The sequence below is a fragment of the Synechococcus sp. UW179B genome, assembly GCF_900474245.1.
Taxonomy (GTDB): Bacteria; Cyanobacteriota; Cyanobacteriia; order PCC-6307; family Cyanobiaceae; genus Synechococcus_C.
Genome location: NZ_UCNZ01000001.1, coordinates 131206 through 145067 on the forward strand (window position 1 = coordinate 131206; position 13862 = coordinate 145067).

Below are 13862 nucleotides of genomic sequence, written 5' to 3' on the forward strand. Positions count from 1 at the left end.
AAAGACATAAACCAACGTGCAAGGTCAGACGCAGTCGATCTCCTTTGACGGTCGGGAGATACGGCTGACCACTGGGCGGTATGCCCCTCAAGCCGGCGGCTCGGTGATGATTGAGTGCGGGGATACCTCCGTATTGGTCACGGCTACACGCTCCACAGGTCGAGACGGAATTGATTTTCTTCCGCTGATCTGTGATTACGAAGAGCGTCTCTACGCAGCAGGCAGGATTCCTGGAAGTTTTATGCGGCGTGAGAGTCGCCCCCCTGAGCGAGCCACGCTGATTTGCCGACTCATCGATCGGCCGATGCGTCCGTTGTTTCCAAGTTGGCTGCGGGACGATTTGCAGATCGTTGCAACCTGCATGTCTCTGGATGAACGGGTTCCAGCTGATGTCCTCGCCGTGACGGGTGCCTCCATGGCCACCCTGCTGGCAAAGATTCCCTTCTATGGGCCGATGGCCGCTGTTCGCGTCGCTCTGCTCGGTGATGATTTTGTCCTTAATCCCAGCTATCGGGAGATTGAGCGTGGCGATCTAGACCTCGTTGTCGCTGGCACTCCTCAAGGTGTGGTGATGGTGGAAGCCGGCGCGAATCAGCTCCCTGAGGGAGATGTGATTGAAGCGATCGACTTTGGTTATGAAGCCGTCTCTGAGTTGATCAAAGCTCAGCAATCCATCCTGAAAGAGGCTGGGATCGAGCAAGTGATTCCAGAGGCTCCTGAGCAAGACAAAACGCTGCCGGTCTATTTAGAGAAAGCTTGCAGCAAGGCGATTGGTGAGGTGCTCGGCCAGTTTGAGCAGACCAAGGCTGAGCGTGACGAAAAGCTGGATGCCATTCGCAGCACAACGGCGGAAACGATTCAGGGTCTCAAGGACTCTGATCCCGTCCGCGTCGCGGTGAGTGCCAACGGCAAGGCCCTACCGAACAGTTTCAAAGCGCTCACCAAAACCTTGATGCGCCAGCAGATCCTTAAGGACGGCAAACGGGTGGATGGTCGCAACCTTGATCAGGTGCGTCCGATCAGCGCCGCTGCGGGAGTGCTTCCGAAGCGCGTGCATGGCTCCGGTTTATTTCAGCGCGGTCTCACCCAGGTGCTGTCGACCGCAACCCTCGGCACCCCAAGTGATGCCCAGGAGATGGATGATCTCAATCCAAGCAACGAAAAAACCTACCTTCACCACTACAACTTCCCGGCTTACTCCGTCGGTGAGACCCGTCCCATGCGCTCTCCTGGACGCCGCGAGATTGGTCACGGTGCCTTGGCCGAGCGCGCCATCGTGCCCGTCCTTCCTGCGAAAGACACCTTCCCCTACGTGGTGCGTGTTGTTAGCGAAGTGTTGAGCTCCAACGGCTCCACTTCGATGGGTTCCGTCTGTGGAAGCACATTGGCTCTGATGGATGCCGGCGTTCCTCTCAAGGCTCCTGTGAGTGGTGCGGCCATGGGCCTGATTAAGGAGGGTGATGAGGTCAAAATCCTCACTGATATCCAAGGCATTGAAGACTTCCTTGGCGACATGGACTTCAAAGTGGCGGGTACTGATAAGGGGATTACTGCTCTGCAGATGGATATGAAGATCACGGGTCTCCCTGTGAGCACCGTGGCTGATGCGGTGAATCAGGCTCGCCCTGCACGTCTTCACATCCTCGAAAAGATGATGGAGGCGATTGAAAGCCCACGGGAGGGTCTCTCTCCTCACGCCCCTCGTTTGCTGAGTTTCCGCATTGATCCTGAGTTGATCGGTACTGTGATCGGCCCTGGTGGTCGCACCATCAAGAACATCACGGAGCGAACCAACACCAAGATCGACATTGAGGACAGTGGCATTGTCACCATTGCCTCCCATGACGGTGCTGCGGCAGAGGAAGCTCAGAAGATCATTGAAGGCCTCACCCGCAAGGTGAATGAGGGCGAAGTGTTCACGGGCTCCATTACCCGCATCATTCCGATCGGAGCTTTTGTGGAAATTCTTCCCGGCAAAGAAGGCATGATTCACATCTCACAGCTTTCTGAGGCACGGGTCGAAAAGGTTGAAGATGTGGTGAAGGTGGGAGATGAAGTCACGGTGCGCGTGCGTGAAATTGACAATCGCGGCCGTATCAATCTCACCCTGCGTGGCGTTCCTCAGAACGGCGAGTCTCCTGACTCACAACCCGCTCCGACACCCGTAGCGCCCCTCTCCTGAGAGGCGCCCGCCCAGGCTCAGACCTGAAAACCGGGATCAATTACTTCCATGGCCTGTGCCCCTTTCTTACACAAAGTGGCATGGGCTTTTCCATGGCTAGCGATCAAACAGCCTGCCTGGCGAACATCGCCGGTGTTGTAGGTGAGCTCTCTGCCGTCTGCATGGGTGAAGACACCTCCAGCTGCGAGTAGCACGGCTTCTGGAGCGGCCATATCCCAATCTTTCGGTGCACTTTTCCCAGAGAGGGAAATGTATAAATCGGTTTCGCCGCGAAGGATGGTGGCCACTTTGCAGCCAACACTGCCCACGGCCTTGGAGTCGCCAAGTTCCAGGGCGGTAATCAACTGCTCAAGTCGCTGATCTCTGTGACTGCGGCTTGCCACCAAGATGAGCTCATGGGTGACTTTTCGCTCACTGAAACGAACCGGCGATCGTTCTCCGGAGCGGTTTTCGCACCATGTCCCCTCACCCACGACACCAATCCAAAGCTCTTCCGCCTCTGGAAGCAGCACCACCCCAAGCACTGGCCGCTGCTGATGCACCAAGGCCAGATGCACGGCGTATTCCCCTGTGCCTTGGAGGAAATCCTTGGTCCCATCGAGTGGGTCCAAAATCCATAGCCAATCCGCCGCCAAGGGTTGCCCCTCCGTCAGTTGTTCTTTGGCTGTTTCCTCACTGAGAAGGGTCCAAGCGGCGCTGGGGAAGGATTGTTTTAAGCCATCCAGGAGCCATTGATTGACGGCAAGATCAGCGGCGGACACGGGACCTTCTCCGCCGTTGTCAACGCTCAGGGCTTTCGAAAAACCGTGGGGTGGTTGTTCTCCACGGGCATAGGCGCGCAGGATGTCGGCAGCCCCCCAGCTGAGGGGGCGAAGAACCTTTAAAACATCTTCCAGGTTGATACCGGCAAGAAGGGTCGGCGAGCTCGGCATCATGGTTTGATCTGGGCGGAGCCATTGTGAAGCAACGCGCTGAACCTGAGGCTGGCGTCCTTTATGTCGTAGGGACTCCGATTGGCCATCTCGGTGACCTGTCGCCTCGTGCGCGTGATCTGTTGATCGCTGTGGACACCATTGCTTGCGAGGACACGCGGCACAGCGGACAGCTGCTGAGCCGTATCGGTTCAGAGGCTCGACGGTGTTCCTTCCATCAGCACAACACCCGCACGCGGATTCCCCAGTTGTTGCTGGAATTGGAAGAGGGCCGCAGCGTGGCGGTGATCAGTGATGCCGGTTTGCCAGGAATTAGTGATCCTGGGCAGGACTTGGTCGCTGCTGCGCGTGCGTCTGGCTGTGAGGTGATTTCTATTCCTGGCCCTTGCGCGGCGACGACGGCGCTGGTGAGCAGCGGGCTTCCTACCGACCGGTTTTGTTTCGAGGGGTTTCTTCCGTCCAAAGGCAGAGAACGCCGGGACCGACTGGCCCTCATCGCAACGGAGCAGCGCACCAGCGTGATTTATGAGGCCCCTCATCGTTTGTGCCAACTGCTGGAAGAGTTGTTTGAGCTTTGCGGTGAGGAGCGACTGTTACAAGTGGCTCGAGAACTCACGAAGCGGCATGAGCAACAGGTGGGGCCAACCGTTGGCGCGGCGCGGATGCATTTTCAAGAGCACCCCCCCCAGGGGGAATGCACTGTGGTGTTGGGAGGAGCCCCACCCTTCGAGATCGAAGCCTTAAGCGACACGCAGTGCTGTGAGCAGTTGTTGGCACTCACCGCCGAGGGGATGAGTGCCAAGGATGCGGCCAAGCTGTTGTCCAGTCGGATTGGACGTTCGAAACGGGAGCTTTATGCGTTACTTCACGCAGTGAGCGAACCGTCAGACTGATCAAGTCAAAAGCGATTGCGATGCTGATCCGGCTACGACTGCTGCTGTTGAGTTTGGGGAGTGGGCTAACGCTGCTGTTAGTGCTCTGCCTTGGTGCACAAAATCTGAATGATCGCTATCGCCTCAACCTTGGCGTTGGTCGGTCTGCCCCCCTTCCCTCCGGCTTCATTGTTGGCGTCAGCTTGGTGCTCGGAATCATCAGCGGTGGCAGTGTGGCTGCGGTGTTGGCGCCAGCGCCTGATTCAGACCCAGACCGCTGAATCAGGACTTGAGTGAAAAGAGGGATCCCTCAACCACTAAATGCGTGATGCCACGAGCAAGCAGGTAGGACGATGTTTGCTCAAAGACTTGGGTGTCTGGCACTTTGATCACCCGCTGACTGCGGCCGCATTGGCGTTTGGCAGCACGTGGACTTGCATAGAGGCATAAAGCCTGGCGTTGCTGCTCTAAGGGGTCACTGAGGCCCAATTCAGGGAACTCACTGAGTGGCCGAGGATCAAGCTCCACCGTTTTGTCGACAAGCATGTAGACGCTGTCTGGCAAAAGTTCAGAGGCAAAGGGCCGGCAAATCACTTCTTGGGTGGTGACCTGGGGAAGGTCCACCGGGAGCACGGCTATCTCATGGAAAACATTTTCGTCGTCCGTGTTGAAGGTCTCGTTGTCGTCGAGATCGGCGCCACCGAAATCTTCGGCATCATCGAGCGCGAGGATTTGGCCATCACCATCTCCATTGCCATCTTCATCTTCAACAGCATCGCCATCAGCTTCACTCCCCACGCTTTCTTCGCTGCCCTCCGCGTTGGTGCTTGGTGCTGAGTCAGGCGCGCTGCTTTCTGAAGCAGAGCTCTCTAAACCCGTCCCTTTGGCAGCACGCTGGATTTTGAGCTCGGCGTATTCATCAGCGCTTAACAAAGACCGAACGGTGCGATTCACCGTGTTTGCGCTGCATCCGAAGGCTGCCGCGATATGAGCGCTTGTTTCTCCAGCGCGGTACCGCTCCACAATTTCCTGCTTGTGGCTGTCGTTAAGCCGGCTGGGGGCCATCGTCTGTACCGCACAGCTTTCAAGCTTAAGCGGGGTGGTGTACGCCAACTGTCAAAATGGCCTGATGCTCCCTTAGCTCAGCTGGATAGAGCAACTGCCTTCTAAGCAGTCGGTCGCTGGTTCGAATCCAGCAGGGGGCGTTATGGCTTGAGGGGATTCAGCAAAAGCTGAGTCTCTTTTTTATTCCCAAGCGCGGTGTGAAGCGTTTCCCTCTGGCTGGTTTTGGGCGCTGCGATCTTGACGCCCTCCTTGGTTACAATCTCGACGACCTAGTTCATGTCATCCCAGCCAGGTTGGCCGATCATGACGTAGCGACAGAGATCGCCATTAGGCGTTGGCGCATGAGCAGTACCGGCTTTCACTAAATAGGATTCGCCAGTGGCAACGATGGTTGGATGTCCACCAATATTCAGGTTAGATCTCCCTCTAAAACCACATAGTTTTCATTCCAGTCGTGGGTGTGAGGGGGCTGTCTAATGCCACCAGGTGTCGCAAACTCAGCAACGCTGTATTTGCCATCGGTCTGGTCTGCCGTTAGGCGAAGGGTGATTGAATCACCAAGCACATTGCAAACCCCAGGCTTTTTGTTGAAGAGGCCAAACATCTAATTAGAAATAAATGCTGACTTGTTCACCTTCTGTGACGACGCCAAGGATTTGTGTGTCTAAAAGTACGTTCTAAGCAGCCCGCCAAGCGCTTCTTCCTGAGTCAGCCGTAGTTGGCCTGGCGAATCATCTCAAAATCGATCCCCACAACTTTCGTTAGAACGAAGTAGAGACCCCATGCTGCGACGTTGGCTCCGATGACCCAGGCAAAAGTCGTTCGTTTGGCCTTTCTGCTGTCTTCGTCCATGCGTCAACGTCTCTTGATCTTGAGGCTACGGAAGGAGGGGACTCCATGTTGGGTTTTCCCTGGGCTGGGCACATGCGGAAGCGCTGATTGACACCCATAAGATTGATGGCCTAACGCAAGCCGATCTGGTCTTGGCCGCAAAGCTGAATGGAAGTGACGTTTAGACGCTTCCATTCATAAAGCTATCTCTGCTTCAACAAATGCACTCAAAAAGTACGAGTTTGGCATCACATCGAGGATGCTTGGCTTCCGCCTTAATGTCCGATCAGGGTGCAGCTTGGCGCGTTGATCAATCCATGAGCGGCCTTGCGTGTGTCGTCCATTGGCTGAAGCACGGTGCTTAGCGTTTCGCTATCACGGAATGCTTCAAGAATCAGGACGCTTCCATAAAACACGATTTGGAAGTTCCAGGACTCGAAGCCAGGGAGAGTGAAGTTCATGGAAGCGAGATGGGTTCGATGGATTCACCATCTCTCGAATCCATGGCTTCTGTGATGACAGGTATCAAGCTCTGCTGTGATGTTGCTCACGTTGCTTTTCATCCTTTCACCCATGTCAATGTCGATGCGAGTGTCTTCTGTTGTATGAAATGCCTCTTGCTGCTTGTTTCGCTGATGGGAACATCAGCCCTTGCTCAGAATTTTCAAACGATTGATCGCGTTGATGGTTGGTTGATTGAGCGCAAGGTGGATCGTGAACAAAATCATGTTTGCCGTGCATCGTTGCCTGGTGGTGGATCGTGGTTCTCTGCCCGGGTTCGTCTGGATCTCAATCACGCACTCGTGGTTCCAAAAGGATTGACCACACCCAATACGGCATCGGTTGATTCGGCGCGTAAGGCGCTGCATCTGTGCCGATCCAGTCTTCTCTACTTCTAAGCAGATCTGCGCTGAATTAGCTGGGGCCTTCGTGGGGCCTTCGTGGGGGCTGGGTGCTCTGAAAGCGCTGTATTGGTTCTCAGGATTTCCCAAAGATCTTCTCCAGAGCATGACGTTCGTTTTGGAGTGAATTGGCTCCCCTTGGTTTTGAATCGCCGATGGGTCTTGGCTGCCGTGGACGATTTAAAAAGACCTTGCTGAGCCACCAAACCTGAAGGCCAAGAAACAGAACAGCCACCAGCCCCAGTGCAATTGCGCCCTGCATTAGTAGTGCTTGCCCCGGTTCTCAATGGCATCCCGTTTAAAGCACTCCAACTCCTCAGGCGTATGAAGCGGAGACTTCTGCGTTTTGCCTGTCAGTCGCTTAAGAAGCCGTAGAAGACGTTTCATTTCGTCAGTTTGGCTCGGGCCGTGAATATTGGGTCTGTGCTGATCACGACTTGCAGTGTTTTACCACTGCGGTTCCACAGAGCAGGGTCAAGGTTATGTCTCAAGACAGGCGCTTGAAACGTGGGCCGTTACCCCATGGACCAAGCCAGAGATACCGCTCTGTCACTTGTTTGAGAGTGCCCCATTCCTGTCAGCCCATTGGTCATCTGCACACGTTGGGTGCCATGACCTCCCATACAACCCAGGTCACCAGTCCAACCCACCAGCCAGATAGCTCCAAAACCATCTTGAATGCCAGGCTCCAACTGGACCTTGGCGTACTGGCTGGGTCTCTCCTCATGAATTTGGCAAGCCACTGTCTTGCTGTAGCGGCGCACAACATCCTGTGCACTTAGCCCTGGCTCGTTGGCCATCACCACTCGCATTGGAGCGATGGCAGAAAGCACAGCTGCCAAGATCGCAGTTTTGGTTCCCATCAACGAGCAGCAACAGCTTTCTCTATGTAGCAATCATTCTCAGGGCTGTTTCAGGACAGAGTTGGCGGGTCCAGCTTGCCTCTAGGGCGCGTACAAAGCCAACGTCTTATTGATTTCCTTCTTTATTCCGTCTAGCCCTGGTTTTATTGCAAAGGTTGCTCGTTTAAAGATGTGCGTGTCAGCTAACGAGCCTAGCTGGAAGGAAAATGTCCCTGAGGTTCTCCATTCGTCGATCGAAATTGAGCTGATCAGGCATTTAGTCACCGGAACCAATGGCATGTTTGGAGCCGCTGTTTAGGAACAGGAAATGCCGAAGCACACTTAAAAAGTGGTGAAAACTTTGTTGATATTAAGTTGCCACGCTATGGTAATTAAAATGGATGTAATTATGGATCTCCGTACGGCAGGAGTTGTTATCCAGATCCTTAAATTGATGGCTGTGTCGGACGGGAATATGGCACCTGAGGAGCAGGAGCTCTTGGAATCTCTTAGTAAGCGTTATCTCAAAGAAGCCGCCATTCCCTCTTGGGCCGCAGCTTTCAGCCATCCCAATGATTTGGAGGTTTTGGCGGAGGAGATCCCTGAAGAATGTAGAGCTCTCACGGCAAAATTGTCCTACATGGTGATTGCCTCCTCTCGGGATGCTTACCAATTCACGGTTAACTCCGATGAGGAAAAGGCTTTTGCCCGTCTTTGTGACACTCTTGCCCTTGATCAAGACACCCAGAACGAGCTGATTGTGGAGGCGAAAAATGAGCTCGCTAAGCGTCCAGGCCTCTGGGAAGTCCTGTCTTCAAGTTTTTCTTCTCCATTCAGAATGGGCGATTCCCCAGGCCCATGAAGATCGCGATGGATTTTGTCCAGGCTCCCTTTCATTCAGCGGCTGCCCTGCCGTAGCCCTTCCTCCAGATTGACTCTCGGCGTCACCAGGGTTTTCATGACGCCAGGTGTGCGGAGACGCTCCTCCTGTTGAAGACGCGCTGCATCTGCTGGGGAGGTGGCCGCAACGGCTCTCAAATGGCGATCGACTGACAAGAGGACAATCGGCTAGGTGGCCCAGTCTGCCAAGCGAAATCCAGAAAGCAAGGCTTTCTCAGCCGCAAAAGTCTCGCTGTGGAGGGGCGTGAAGCCTGCGTGCCGGCGACGGAGGCTGAACCACTTTTATTTCGCTAGAGATAAATAGAAACATTGCGCGGGGACCTAAAAGTGCTCACTGTTAAGCGTTTTTCATGAAATTGAGTAAACAGGCCGCTCATAATGACCAGATTGATAGTTTTCTAAATATTGGAGCTTCAGATTCCCTTTAGATTCTTTGGAGCGTTGCTGGTGGGTTCCTCCCTCCTTTCTATGGCAAGTTCGAAAAAAGAGTTGGCACTGCTTGGAAGCACGTTCCTTTTTGGTTATGGGGCTTTAGAGCTTGCGCTGCGTTTCGGTGGTTACTAAGACCACCCTGCAGCCCCAATCGCTTCATGGCTTCACGCGTTGACTGGGCTCTCTTTTTGTCGAGACCCCCTTATTCGATTCGTTCAATAGCGTCTGTAAGAACTAGCTAGAAGGCGGAGCTGACTCGCTCGCGACCGACTGTGTGGCGGCTGCATTCTTCTTCCTGAAAGATGTTGCCGACTAGAATCAAAAGAAAAGGATCCGTGAATAAAGCTGCCGCGCTCCCCCTTCTTTTTCTTTTTGCTCAGCCGCTGAGCGCGCATGCGACAGAGCTATATGGTCAGGAGTTTTTTCAAAGTCCTCCCAGAAATATTTCGATCCACAATTCATATTCCAATGCCTATCAGAGGTCTTATCCCGTTATTTCATTAGAGCTACCCGCAGATGCTGGGGCGAATCTCAAAAGAATTGCCTTGTCGCAAATTAATGGCACTGAGAAGTGGAAATGGCGGGGTAAGGATCTCTCTGTTTATTCTGGCTTTTATGATATGCGTAAGCGTGGAGAAAAGGGTCTTGCAAGTCTCCAGTCCAATGATGAGAGTGGAATCACTGAGATTATCTTCAGTCCCTCCATTAAGCCTGGTGAGATTGTTAGTGTTGTGATCCCAAGTATTAATCCTAGGCAGGGAGTTTACGAGTGGTCGGCAAGTTTTTATCCCGAATCTCCTTCCCTACCGCCCTCGCAAACGCTTGGCCCAGTCCTGCGTTTGGACATTTATAGATCAAACATTCGCTTCTAATCGTAATTGCAGTTGATCTCTTTGATGGAGTGCTGATTCCTTTGCAAAAATCTGCTAGCGGTTGGATTGGTATGGGGCTGGCTGGGAATTTTAGGGAGTCTGCCCTTGTCTCTAAAAAGATTCAATATGGTTTAGGCGTGGCCTAATCAAGAGCTTTTATGACTTCTAGTCGAATCACACAGCTCCTTTTGGCGGCTCTGGTTATTACGCAAGTGCCCAATTGCATCAGTTTCATTCAGGCTCTCAATCGCTATGAGTCGCCTGAGGCTGCGCTTAGGGTTTGCAATCAATGGGCGGAGAGTGCCGGCCAATACACCGTGAAAAGAACAGGGATTTGGACCAGTTACGCGCAGTCTCCAGTGCGCTTGTGCCATAAGGAGGGCGATCACTACGTTGGATCTGAGATCCCTCTGGATGGAGCCAAGGAGATTGGTCAACGCCCTGGTGACCCCAAAGGTTTTCTTTTTGACAGTGTCCCTAAAGCCGAGGATTCAGGGAAGCGTTGGGGTTTTAGGCGCAACAAGTGGTCAATCACCATTCCTCTCTGAAGTAACGATCCCGTTGCTCAGCAGAAACCCAAGGTCTGGCAGGGCTTGGGAAGGGCTTGACCAACCGATGCAGACGCCCTAGAACGCGAGCAGTGGTTCAGGCGTACTAGTGAGTATTGATCACCCTCTCCAGGGCAAGAGTCCGTTTGCGAGCCAGGATATTCCCGCATTTTTGAGCGTTAGTTCTGGTGACTTTGTCATCGTGCAGGCGGAGAGGCGGGTGGCTCAAAAAGTCGATGACAATTGGTGGATGGGACAGGTGGTGTTCTGTGAGGGGGGAGCTAGGGATCCGATGGTGAACACAATGTTTCAAGTTTCAGATGTCGATGATGGCGTGATTCATTGGGTGAACGGTGATGAGGTCACGCACATTGTCCGATCACTGGATGGTCTGCAGCTGATGGCATAAATCACGAGTTTTTGATGGTAAGGGCCTTGCGGATGCCTTTCTTAAGCAAGAGGCTTCACTCTGGTTTAAGATTTTATTGGCAATAGTTGATGACAAATTGAGTGGTGCTATTCGTTGTAGAGATGAGTAAGCGAGGCGCTAATCAAAGGTGTGAAGAGTTTTCTCTTTAGGCCTTCTTTCTTGGAATTTTATTGCTTTTTCTCTCAAGGTTGAGATGAATCCCCTTCTTGTTCATGCTGTCAGGGTCAGTCTTTGAGGCCCCAGGCTTCTTGCAGGTCCACCAGCTGTTGATTGGCAACCCTGAAATAGTCGATGGCGAGTAGGTCCTGCATGCATTCCCGTCCGCGCCGCAGGGCGTGGGCGACTCGCTCCGGCGTGCCCGCGCTAGAGATTTGGTGCGGATGGCTGCCGGCGACGACACTGTCAAAGAGTCCTCCCTCGTACATCGCCATCACGCCTAAAAACCAGAGCGTTGAGCCCGGGACGCTGCTGCTGGCAGCTCCAAATGCGGCGTTCTCTACCTCGCCGATGACATCCACGTTGTATCCACCCAGGACGTGAAGCCAATCGTGATGCGCAAGGGCGGCATTGGCACCGCCGAGCTCCCCAGGGATGGTGAAGCCATGGCTCTGATAGTGCTGCCAAACAGCAGCTCCTAAGGTGGCTGCCGGTAGCTGGGCAAGGGAGCGCCATTGAGCGGCCAGCTCGGGATCTTCCTTCACCGTGAAGGTCCATGCTTGCGACCCGTGCTTCTCGAGTAGTCCTTCAAATTCGGCTTTTTGCATGTCCTCTTCTCCCATCCAGAACAGCCGATAAAAATCACTCCGGCCTCTGCCACGCTCAGGCCGCGGATTTGTTCGAAGTTGATCTCCACTTCCAGAAGTTCACGGAAGATCAAAGAAAGGAAGTGGGGCTAGAACGCGGAACACCACCCACTGGGGAGTCGTATGGCACCGACAACAGCGGCTGCAAGTTCTTCGGCTTGTGCGATGGAGGTATGAGCGAGAAATATGCGGCCGAAACTCCCTGTTGGTTCACTACTTTGACTGGAGAGGGCAGAGCACTCAGGAATGGAACAGGGAAAACAAGCTGAGATCTGATTCCCCTCAATACGGCTTGCTAATTGCAATGATTCCGGATTGAGCATGGTCAACGTAGCTTTGCCATCCGGTCGACGCTAGAGCCGATGACCTCAACAACGAACGCTTCCATGCCGTCGTGATCGATGCCAGGATTGAGTCGAAAGAGGAACGCATTCACCCAGGCCGTTTCTTTGTTGTTGATTTCATGGCCCCGGTCAATAAATCCTGGCTTTTGCCGAAAGAGATGCAGTAGCACCTCCAGCACATCTTGGGATGAGAGATTTTCGGGATCGATGAAAGGTAAGTTTTCCCTCACGTCCATCAATGAAATCGAGGCCGAATAGTCGAAGTCCTTTGATATCACTTCAGATGGAGAGGCGTTGATTCTTGAAGATCGTAGCGATCGCTCCCTCTCAGCCAACACTGGAGCTCGATGGCTGGATCGCCAACCAGCACTACTTTGTGTTGAGGACCTTCCAACCTAAGTAGCCGGCACCGCCAAGGAAAATGATCGGAAGGATGGCTTTGATGAATCCCAAAGCCACCCAAACCACCAAGAGCCCGGCACCGATCCCGAGACCGGTCTTCTTAACCAGCGCTTGGCTTTCGTCAGTCATCGTTTCCCATTTGGGTAATGGCATGTCTGCATCTGCTGTGTCTTCCCTTTATGCCCCAATCTTTGCTTGGTGTCATGTTTTTTGCGCAAACCGGCGTGAACGTCATTAATGTTTAGCGCTGGTGCTAGGCAAGATCAGATGGGTCAATCCATTAAAATGAGATGCAAATTGACTGTATTGTAGATCTTGTAAATCAAGATATTTAAAGATGGGGATTTATGTTAAAAGTGGCAAGTCAATAGAATCCAGTGGATGCTGATCAGGAAATGGAAAAAATTTGATTCCAGGTGATTTGCTTCGCAGCGTCGATAACGTGTTTGGGAATGATTGTTGTAGCGATTCTAATTGGTAAAGAAAGACTGTTTGAAGGATTGGAGCAGCATTTGCTGCTGGTTACCCAGCCGCTCGATTAAAGCCAAAATGAGAACTTGTCTGGGCTTCTATTTCTTGACGCATTCGCGAAATAGCTTCTCTTGCGAAGGCCTTTTCATTTTCTTGGGCTGTGATGATGGCTTTGGTGATTTCACGAAGTTTGCCGATGTCGTCGCAAGCATCAATCTCTCTAAAAGCCGCTTCGAGCTGGAACTTTTGTTCAATCGACAAGCGATGATTGGTCATTGGCTCGATCAGGCTTAGAAAAATCTATTGGGTTTTGTTCCTTAACGGCTGTTCGGTTAGAGGTACGGTTTGAAGGTTTCACTCCTCCCTGTTTCAATGGTGCTTCGGCCTTTTCACCATCAAAGTGGATTTCGACGTTGAGAGGGTGGCTTAGGGTCATTAGCAGCGACATCAACATCAGCACCTTGCGAAGAGATTCGGAGTGATATGAATTTTGAGCTCAACGGGACAACGATCTATCTCGATCGTCCTAGTGATCGAGCTGTTGTTCAACGCGTAGCGATTCATATGCAGCGTCGCATTCTTGAAGATGATTGGAGGCCCTATGCCTCGAAGGCTGAGGCCTTACGAGCTTGGGCCAAACTCGGAGGAATTCGCTTGAAAGTGCTTCAAGCCTTGGATTTGGTCGAGTAGGTGATTGGCCATGGGCATGATTCATGGCTTTCTAGTGGATATCTCATCCTTTGCTCAGTTGGCACCATCAATGAGCGAGATGATAAAAAAAACGGAGAGAAGCCATGATTTGTCCACGTTATGGATCGTCTGCCTGTGGTCCCAAGTGTTGCTTAGCAACAGCAGAAGTCTTTTCTATGTACACGCAGAGTGAACCTGGCTTTATGAGCTTTTGTCCAGTTGCTTCCCGCTTGAGTGAGTGGATCGTGGATGACAAGTCTTGGAGGCATGCAGCTATCAAAACCTGATGGTGGCTGAAATCTTCACTGCAGACACGCCATTTCCAATCTCGTTGGTTTTGTTTT

The 13862-nt window shown here is 52.8% G+C and carries 21 protein-coding genes and 1 tRNA gene; 10 read left to right on the forward strand and 12 right to left on the reverse strand.

Annotated elements, in window-relative coordinates; translation table 11 throughout:
• The first annotated feature begins 16 nt into the window (after window positions 1–16).
• The gene (locus DXY38_RS00745) at window positions 17–2182 is read left to right on the forward strand and encodes a polyribonucleotide nucleotidyltransferase (RefSeq protein ID WP_115070054.1); all 2166 of its coding nucleotides are present in this window, start codon (window positions 17–19) and stop codon (window positions 2180–2182) included.
• Window positions 2183–2199: 17 nt separating this feature from the next.
• Here the strand turns inward: DXY38_RS00745 and DXY38_RS00750 are convergent, their stop codons facing one another.
• Window positions 2200–3117 (reverse strand): 3'(2'),5'-bisphosphate nucleotidase CysQ, encoded by a 918-nt coding sequence (locus DXY38_RS00750; RefSeq protein WP_115070055.1) that lies wholly within the window; start codon window positions 3115–3117, stop codon window positions 2200–2202.
• Window positions 3118–3140: 23 nt separating this feature from the next.
• On the opposite strand from DXY38_RS00750, the gene rsmI reads away from it, so the two are divergent.
• Both rsmI and DXY38_RS00760 read left to right on the forward strand, forming a co-directional pair.
• Window positions 3141–4007, forward strand: coding sequence for a 16S rRNA (cytidine(1402)-2'-O)-methyltransferase (rsmI, locus tag DXY38_RS00755; protein WP_115070056.1), 867 nt, complete (start codon window positions 3141–3143; stop codon window positions 4005–4007).
• Between the two features lie 20 nt (window positions 4008–4027).
• On the forward strand, window positions 4028–4267 hold the full coding sequence (locus DXY38_RS00760) for a hypothetical protein (RefSeq protein WP_006853466.1): 240 nt from the start codon (window positions 4028–4030) through the stop codon (window positions 4265–4267).
• Between the two features lies 1 nt (window position 4268).
• Here DXY38_RS00760 and DXY38_RS00765 read toward each other — a convergent pair whose 3' ends face one another.
• Window positions 4269–5051 carry a helix-turn-helix domain-containing protein gene (locus DXY38_RS00765; protein ID WP_115070057.1) on the reverse strand — a complete coding sequence of 261 codons (783 nt, stop codon included), beginning with the start codon at window positions 5049–5051 and terminating at the stop codon, window positions 4269–4271.
• A 66-nt stretch (window positions 5052–5117) separates the two neighbouring features.
• Between DXY38_RS00765 and DXY38_RS00770 the strand changes: the two genes are divergently transcribed.
• Window positions 5118–5191 (forward strand) — tRNA-Arg (locus DXY38_RS00770).
• A gap of 269 nt (window positions 5192–5460) precedes the next feature.
• Here the strand turns inward: DXY38_RS00770 and DXY38_RS13910 are convergent.
• From DXY38_RS13910 to DXY38_RS00785, 3 genes are all read right to left on the reverse strand, one after another.
• Window positions 5461–5655 (reverse strand): hypothetical protein, encoded by a 195-nt coding sequence (locus tag DXY38_RS13910; protein ID WP_244278941.1) that lies wholly within the window; start codon window positions 5653–5655, stop codon window positions 5461–5463.
• A 104-nt stretch (window positions 5656–5759) separates the two neighbouring features.
• Window positions 5760–5903 carry a hypothetical protein gene (locus tag DXY38_RS13560; protein WP_170952807.1) on the reverse strand — a complete coding sequence of 48 codons (144 nt, stop codon included), beginning with the start codon at window positions 5901–5903 and terminating at the stop codon, window positions 5760–5762.
• Window positions 5904–6157: 254 nt separating this feature from the next.
• Entirely contained in the window at window positions 6158–6343 is a 186-nt protein-coding gene (locus DXY38_RS00785; RefSeq protein ID WP_115070058.1) for a hypothetical protein, read from the reverse strand.
• Window positions 6344–6361: 18 nt separating this feature from the next.
• On the opposite strand from DXY38_RS00785, the gene DXY38_RS00790 reads away from it, so the two are divergent.
• A complete protein-coding gene (locus DXY38_RS00790) occupies window positions 6362–6781 on the forward strand; it encodes a hypothetical protein (RefSeq protein ID WP_244278942.1) in 420 nt (139 codons plus the stop codon).
• A gap of 518 nt (window positions 6782–7299) precedes the next feature.
• Here DXY38_RS00790 and DXY38_RS00800 read toward each other — a convergent pair.
• The gene (locus tag DXY38_RS00800; RefSeq protein WP_244278943.1) at window positions 7300–7647 is read right to left on the reverse strand and encodes a hypothetical protein; all 348 of its coding nucleotides are present in this window, start codon (window positions 7645–7647) and stop codon (window positions 7300–7302) included.
• 388 nt (window positions 7648–8035) lie between these two features.
• On the opposite strand from DXY38_RS00800, the gene DXY38_RS00810 reads away from it, so the two are divergent.
• On the forward strand, window positions 8036–8488 hold the full coding sequence (locus DXY38_RS00810; protein WP_244278944.1) for a hypothetical protein: 453 nt from the start codon (window positions 8036–8038) through the stop codon (window positions 8486–8488).
• Window positions 8489–8523: 35 nt separating this feature from the next.
• Here DXY38_RS00810 and DXY38_RS13565 read toward each other — a convergent pair whose 3' ends face one another.
• Window positions 8524–8682, reverse strand: a complete 159-nt coding sequence (locus DXY38_RS13565; protein WP_170952808.1) for a hypothetical protein — start codon at window positions 8680–8682, stop codon at window positions 8524–8526.
• A gap of 611 nt (window positions 8683–9293) precedes the next feature.
• Here DXY38_RS13565 and DXY38_RS00815 point away from each other — a divergent pair.
• The 3 genes from DXY38_RS00815 (at window position 9294) to DXY38_RS00825 (ending at window position 10787) form a co-directional block, all read left to right on the forward strand.
• On the forward strand, window positions 9294–9830 hold the full coding sequence (locus DXY38_RS00815) for a DUF2808 domain-containing protein (RefSeq protein WP_244278945.1): 537 nt from the start codon (window positions 9294–9296) through the stop codon (window positions 9828–9830).
• A 158-nt stretch (window positions 9831–9988) separates the two neighbouring features.
• Window positions 9989–10378 carry a hypothetical protein gene (locus DXY38_RS00820; RefSeq protein WP_115070063.1) on the forward strand — a complete coding sequence of 130 codons (390 nt, stop codon included), beginning with the start codon at window positions 9989–9991 and terminating at the stop codon, window positions 10376–10378.
• Window positions 10379–10487: 109 nt separating this feature from the next.
• On the forward strand, window positions 10488–10787 hold the full coding sequence (locus tag DXY38_RS00825; protein ID WP_115070064.1) for a DUF3104 domain-containing protein: 300 nt from the start codon (window positions 10488–10490) through the stop codon (window positions 10785–10787).
• A 245-nt stretch (window positions 10788–11032) separates the two neighbouring features.
• Here the strand turns inward: DXY38_RS00825 and DXY38_RS00830 are convergent, their stop codons facing one another.
• The 4 genes from DXY38_RS00830 to DXY38_RS00845 form a co-directional block, all read right to left on the reverse strand.
• Window positions 11033–11572, reverse strand: coding sequence for a hypothetical protein (locus tag DXY38_RS00830; protein WP_244278946.1), 540 nt, complete (start codon window positions 11570–11572; stop codon window positions 11033–11035).
• A gap of 364 nt (window positions 11573–11936) precedes the next feature.
• Complete coding sequence (locus DXY38_RS00835) at window positions 11937–12191, reverse strand: hypothetical protein (protein ID WP_244278947.1); 255 nt, start codon at window positions 12189–12191, stop codon at window positions 11937–11939.
• A gap of 133 nt (window positions 12192–12324) precedes the next feature.
• Entirely contained in the window at window positions 12325–12486 is a 162-nt protein-coding gene (locus DXY38_RS00840; RefSeq protein WP_244278948.1) for a hypothetical protein, read from the reverse strand.
• A 393-nt stretch (window positions 12487–12879) separates the two neighbouring features.
• Window positions 12880–13104, reverse strand: a complete 225-nt coding sequence (locus DXY38_RS00845; protein WP_170952809.1) for a hypothetical protein — start codon at window positions 13102–13104, stop codon at window positions 12880–12882.
• A gap of 207 nt (window positions 13105–13311) precedes the next feature.
• Here DXY38_RS00845 and DXY38_RS00850 point away from each other — a divergent pair, with 207 nt between their 5' ends.
• On the forward strand, window positions 13312–13518 hold the full coding sequence (locus DXY38_RS00850; RefSeq protein WP_006853447.1) for a hypothetical protein: 207 nt from the start codon (window positions 13312–13314) through the stop codon (window positions 13516–13518).
• 118 nt (window positions 13519–13636) lie between these two features.
• On the opposite strand, the gene DXY38_RS13855 is transcribed toward DXY38_RS00850, so the two are convergent.
• A partial coding sequence (locus DXY38_RS13855; protein ID WP_206749669.1) for a hypothetical protein occupies window positions 13637–13862 on the reverse strand: 226 nt, incomplete at its 5' end.

Excerpts from the sequence above, each read along its gene's own strand:
- DXY38_RS00760 (WP_006853466.1), top strand. The coding sequence starts at position 4,028 with ATGCTGATCCGGCTACGACTGCTGCTGTTGAGTTTGGGGAGTGGGCTA.
- DXY38_RS00800 (WP_244278943.1), bottom strand. The coding sequence starts at position 7,647 with ATGGGAACCAAAACTGCGATCTTGGCAGCTGTGCTTTCTGCCATCGCT.
- DXY38_RS00845 (WP_170952809.1), bottom strand. The coding sequence starts at position 13,104 with ATGACCAATCATCGCTTGTCGATTGAACAAAAGTTCCAGCTCGAAGCG.
- DXY38_RS00850 (WP_006853447.1), top strand. The coding sequence starts at position 13,312 with ATGAATTTTGAGCTCAACGGGACAACGATCTATCTCGATCGTCCTAGT.
- DXY38_RS00785 (WP_115070058.1), bottom strand. The coding sequence starts at position 6,343 with ATGAACTTCACTCTCCCTGGCTTCGAGTCCTGGAACTTCCAAATCGTG.
- DXY38_RS00790 (WP_244278942.1), top strand. The coding sequence starts at position 6,362 with ATGGATTCACCATCTCTCGAATCCATGGCTTCTGTGATGACAGGTATC.
- DXY38_RS00765 (WP_115070057.1), bottom strand. The coding sequence starts at position 5,051 with ATGGCCCCCAGCCGGCTTAACGACAGCCACAAGCAGGAAATTGTGGAG.
- DXY38_RS00810 (WP_244278944.1), top strand. The coding sequence starts at position 8,036 with ATGGATCTCCGTACGGCAGGAGTTGTTATCCAGATCCTTAAATTGATG.
- DXY38_RS13560 (WP_170952807.1), bottom strand. The coding sequence starts at position 5,903 with ATGGACGAAGACAGCAGAAAGGCCAAACGAACGACTTTTGCCTGGGTC.
- DXY38_RS00820 (WP_115070063.1), top strand. The coding sequence starts at position 9,989 with ATGACTTCTAGTCGAATCACACAGCTCCTTTTGGCGGCTCTGGTTATT.
- DXY38_RS00835 (WP_244278947.1), bottom strand. The coding sequence starts at position 12,191 with ATGGACGTGAGGGAAAACTTACCTTTCATCGATCCCGAAAATCTCTCA.
- DXY38_RS00840 (WP_244278948.1), bottom strand. The coding sequence starts at position 12,486 with ATGACTGACGAAAGCCAAGCGCTGGTTAAGAAGACCGGTCTCGGGATC.
- DXY38_RS13910 (WP_244278941.1), bottom strand. The coding sequence starts at position 5,655 with ATGTTTGGCCTCTTCAACAAAAAGCCTGGGGTTTGCAATGTGCTTGGT.
- DXY38_RS00830 (WP_244278946.1), bottom strand. The coding sequence starts at position 11,572 with ATGCAAAAAGCCGAATTTGAAGGACTACTCGAGAAGCACGGGTCGCAA.
- DXY38_RS00750 (WP_115070055.1), bottom strand. The coding sequence starts at position 3,117 with ATGATGCCGAGCTCGCCGACCCTTCTTGCCGGTATCAACCTGGAAGAT.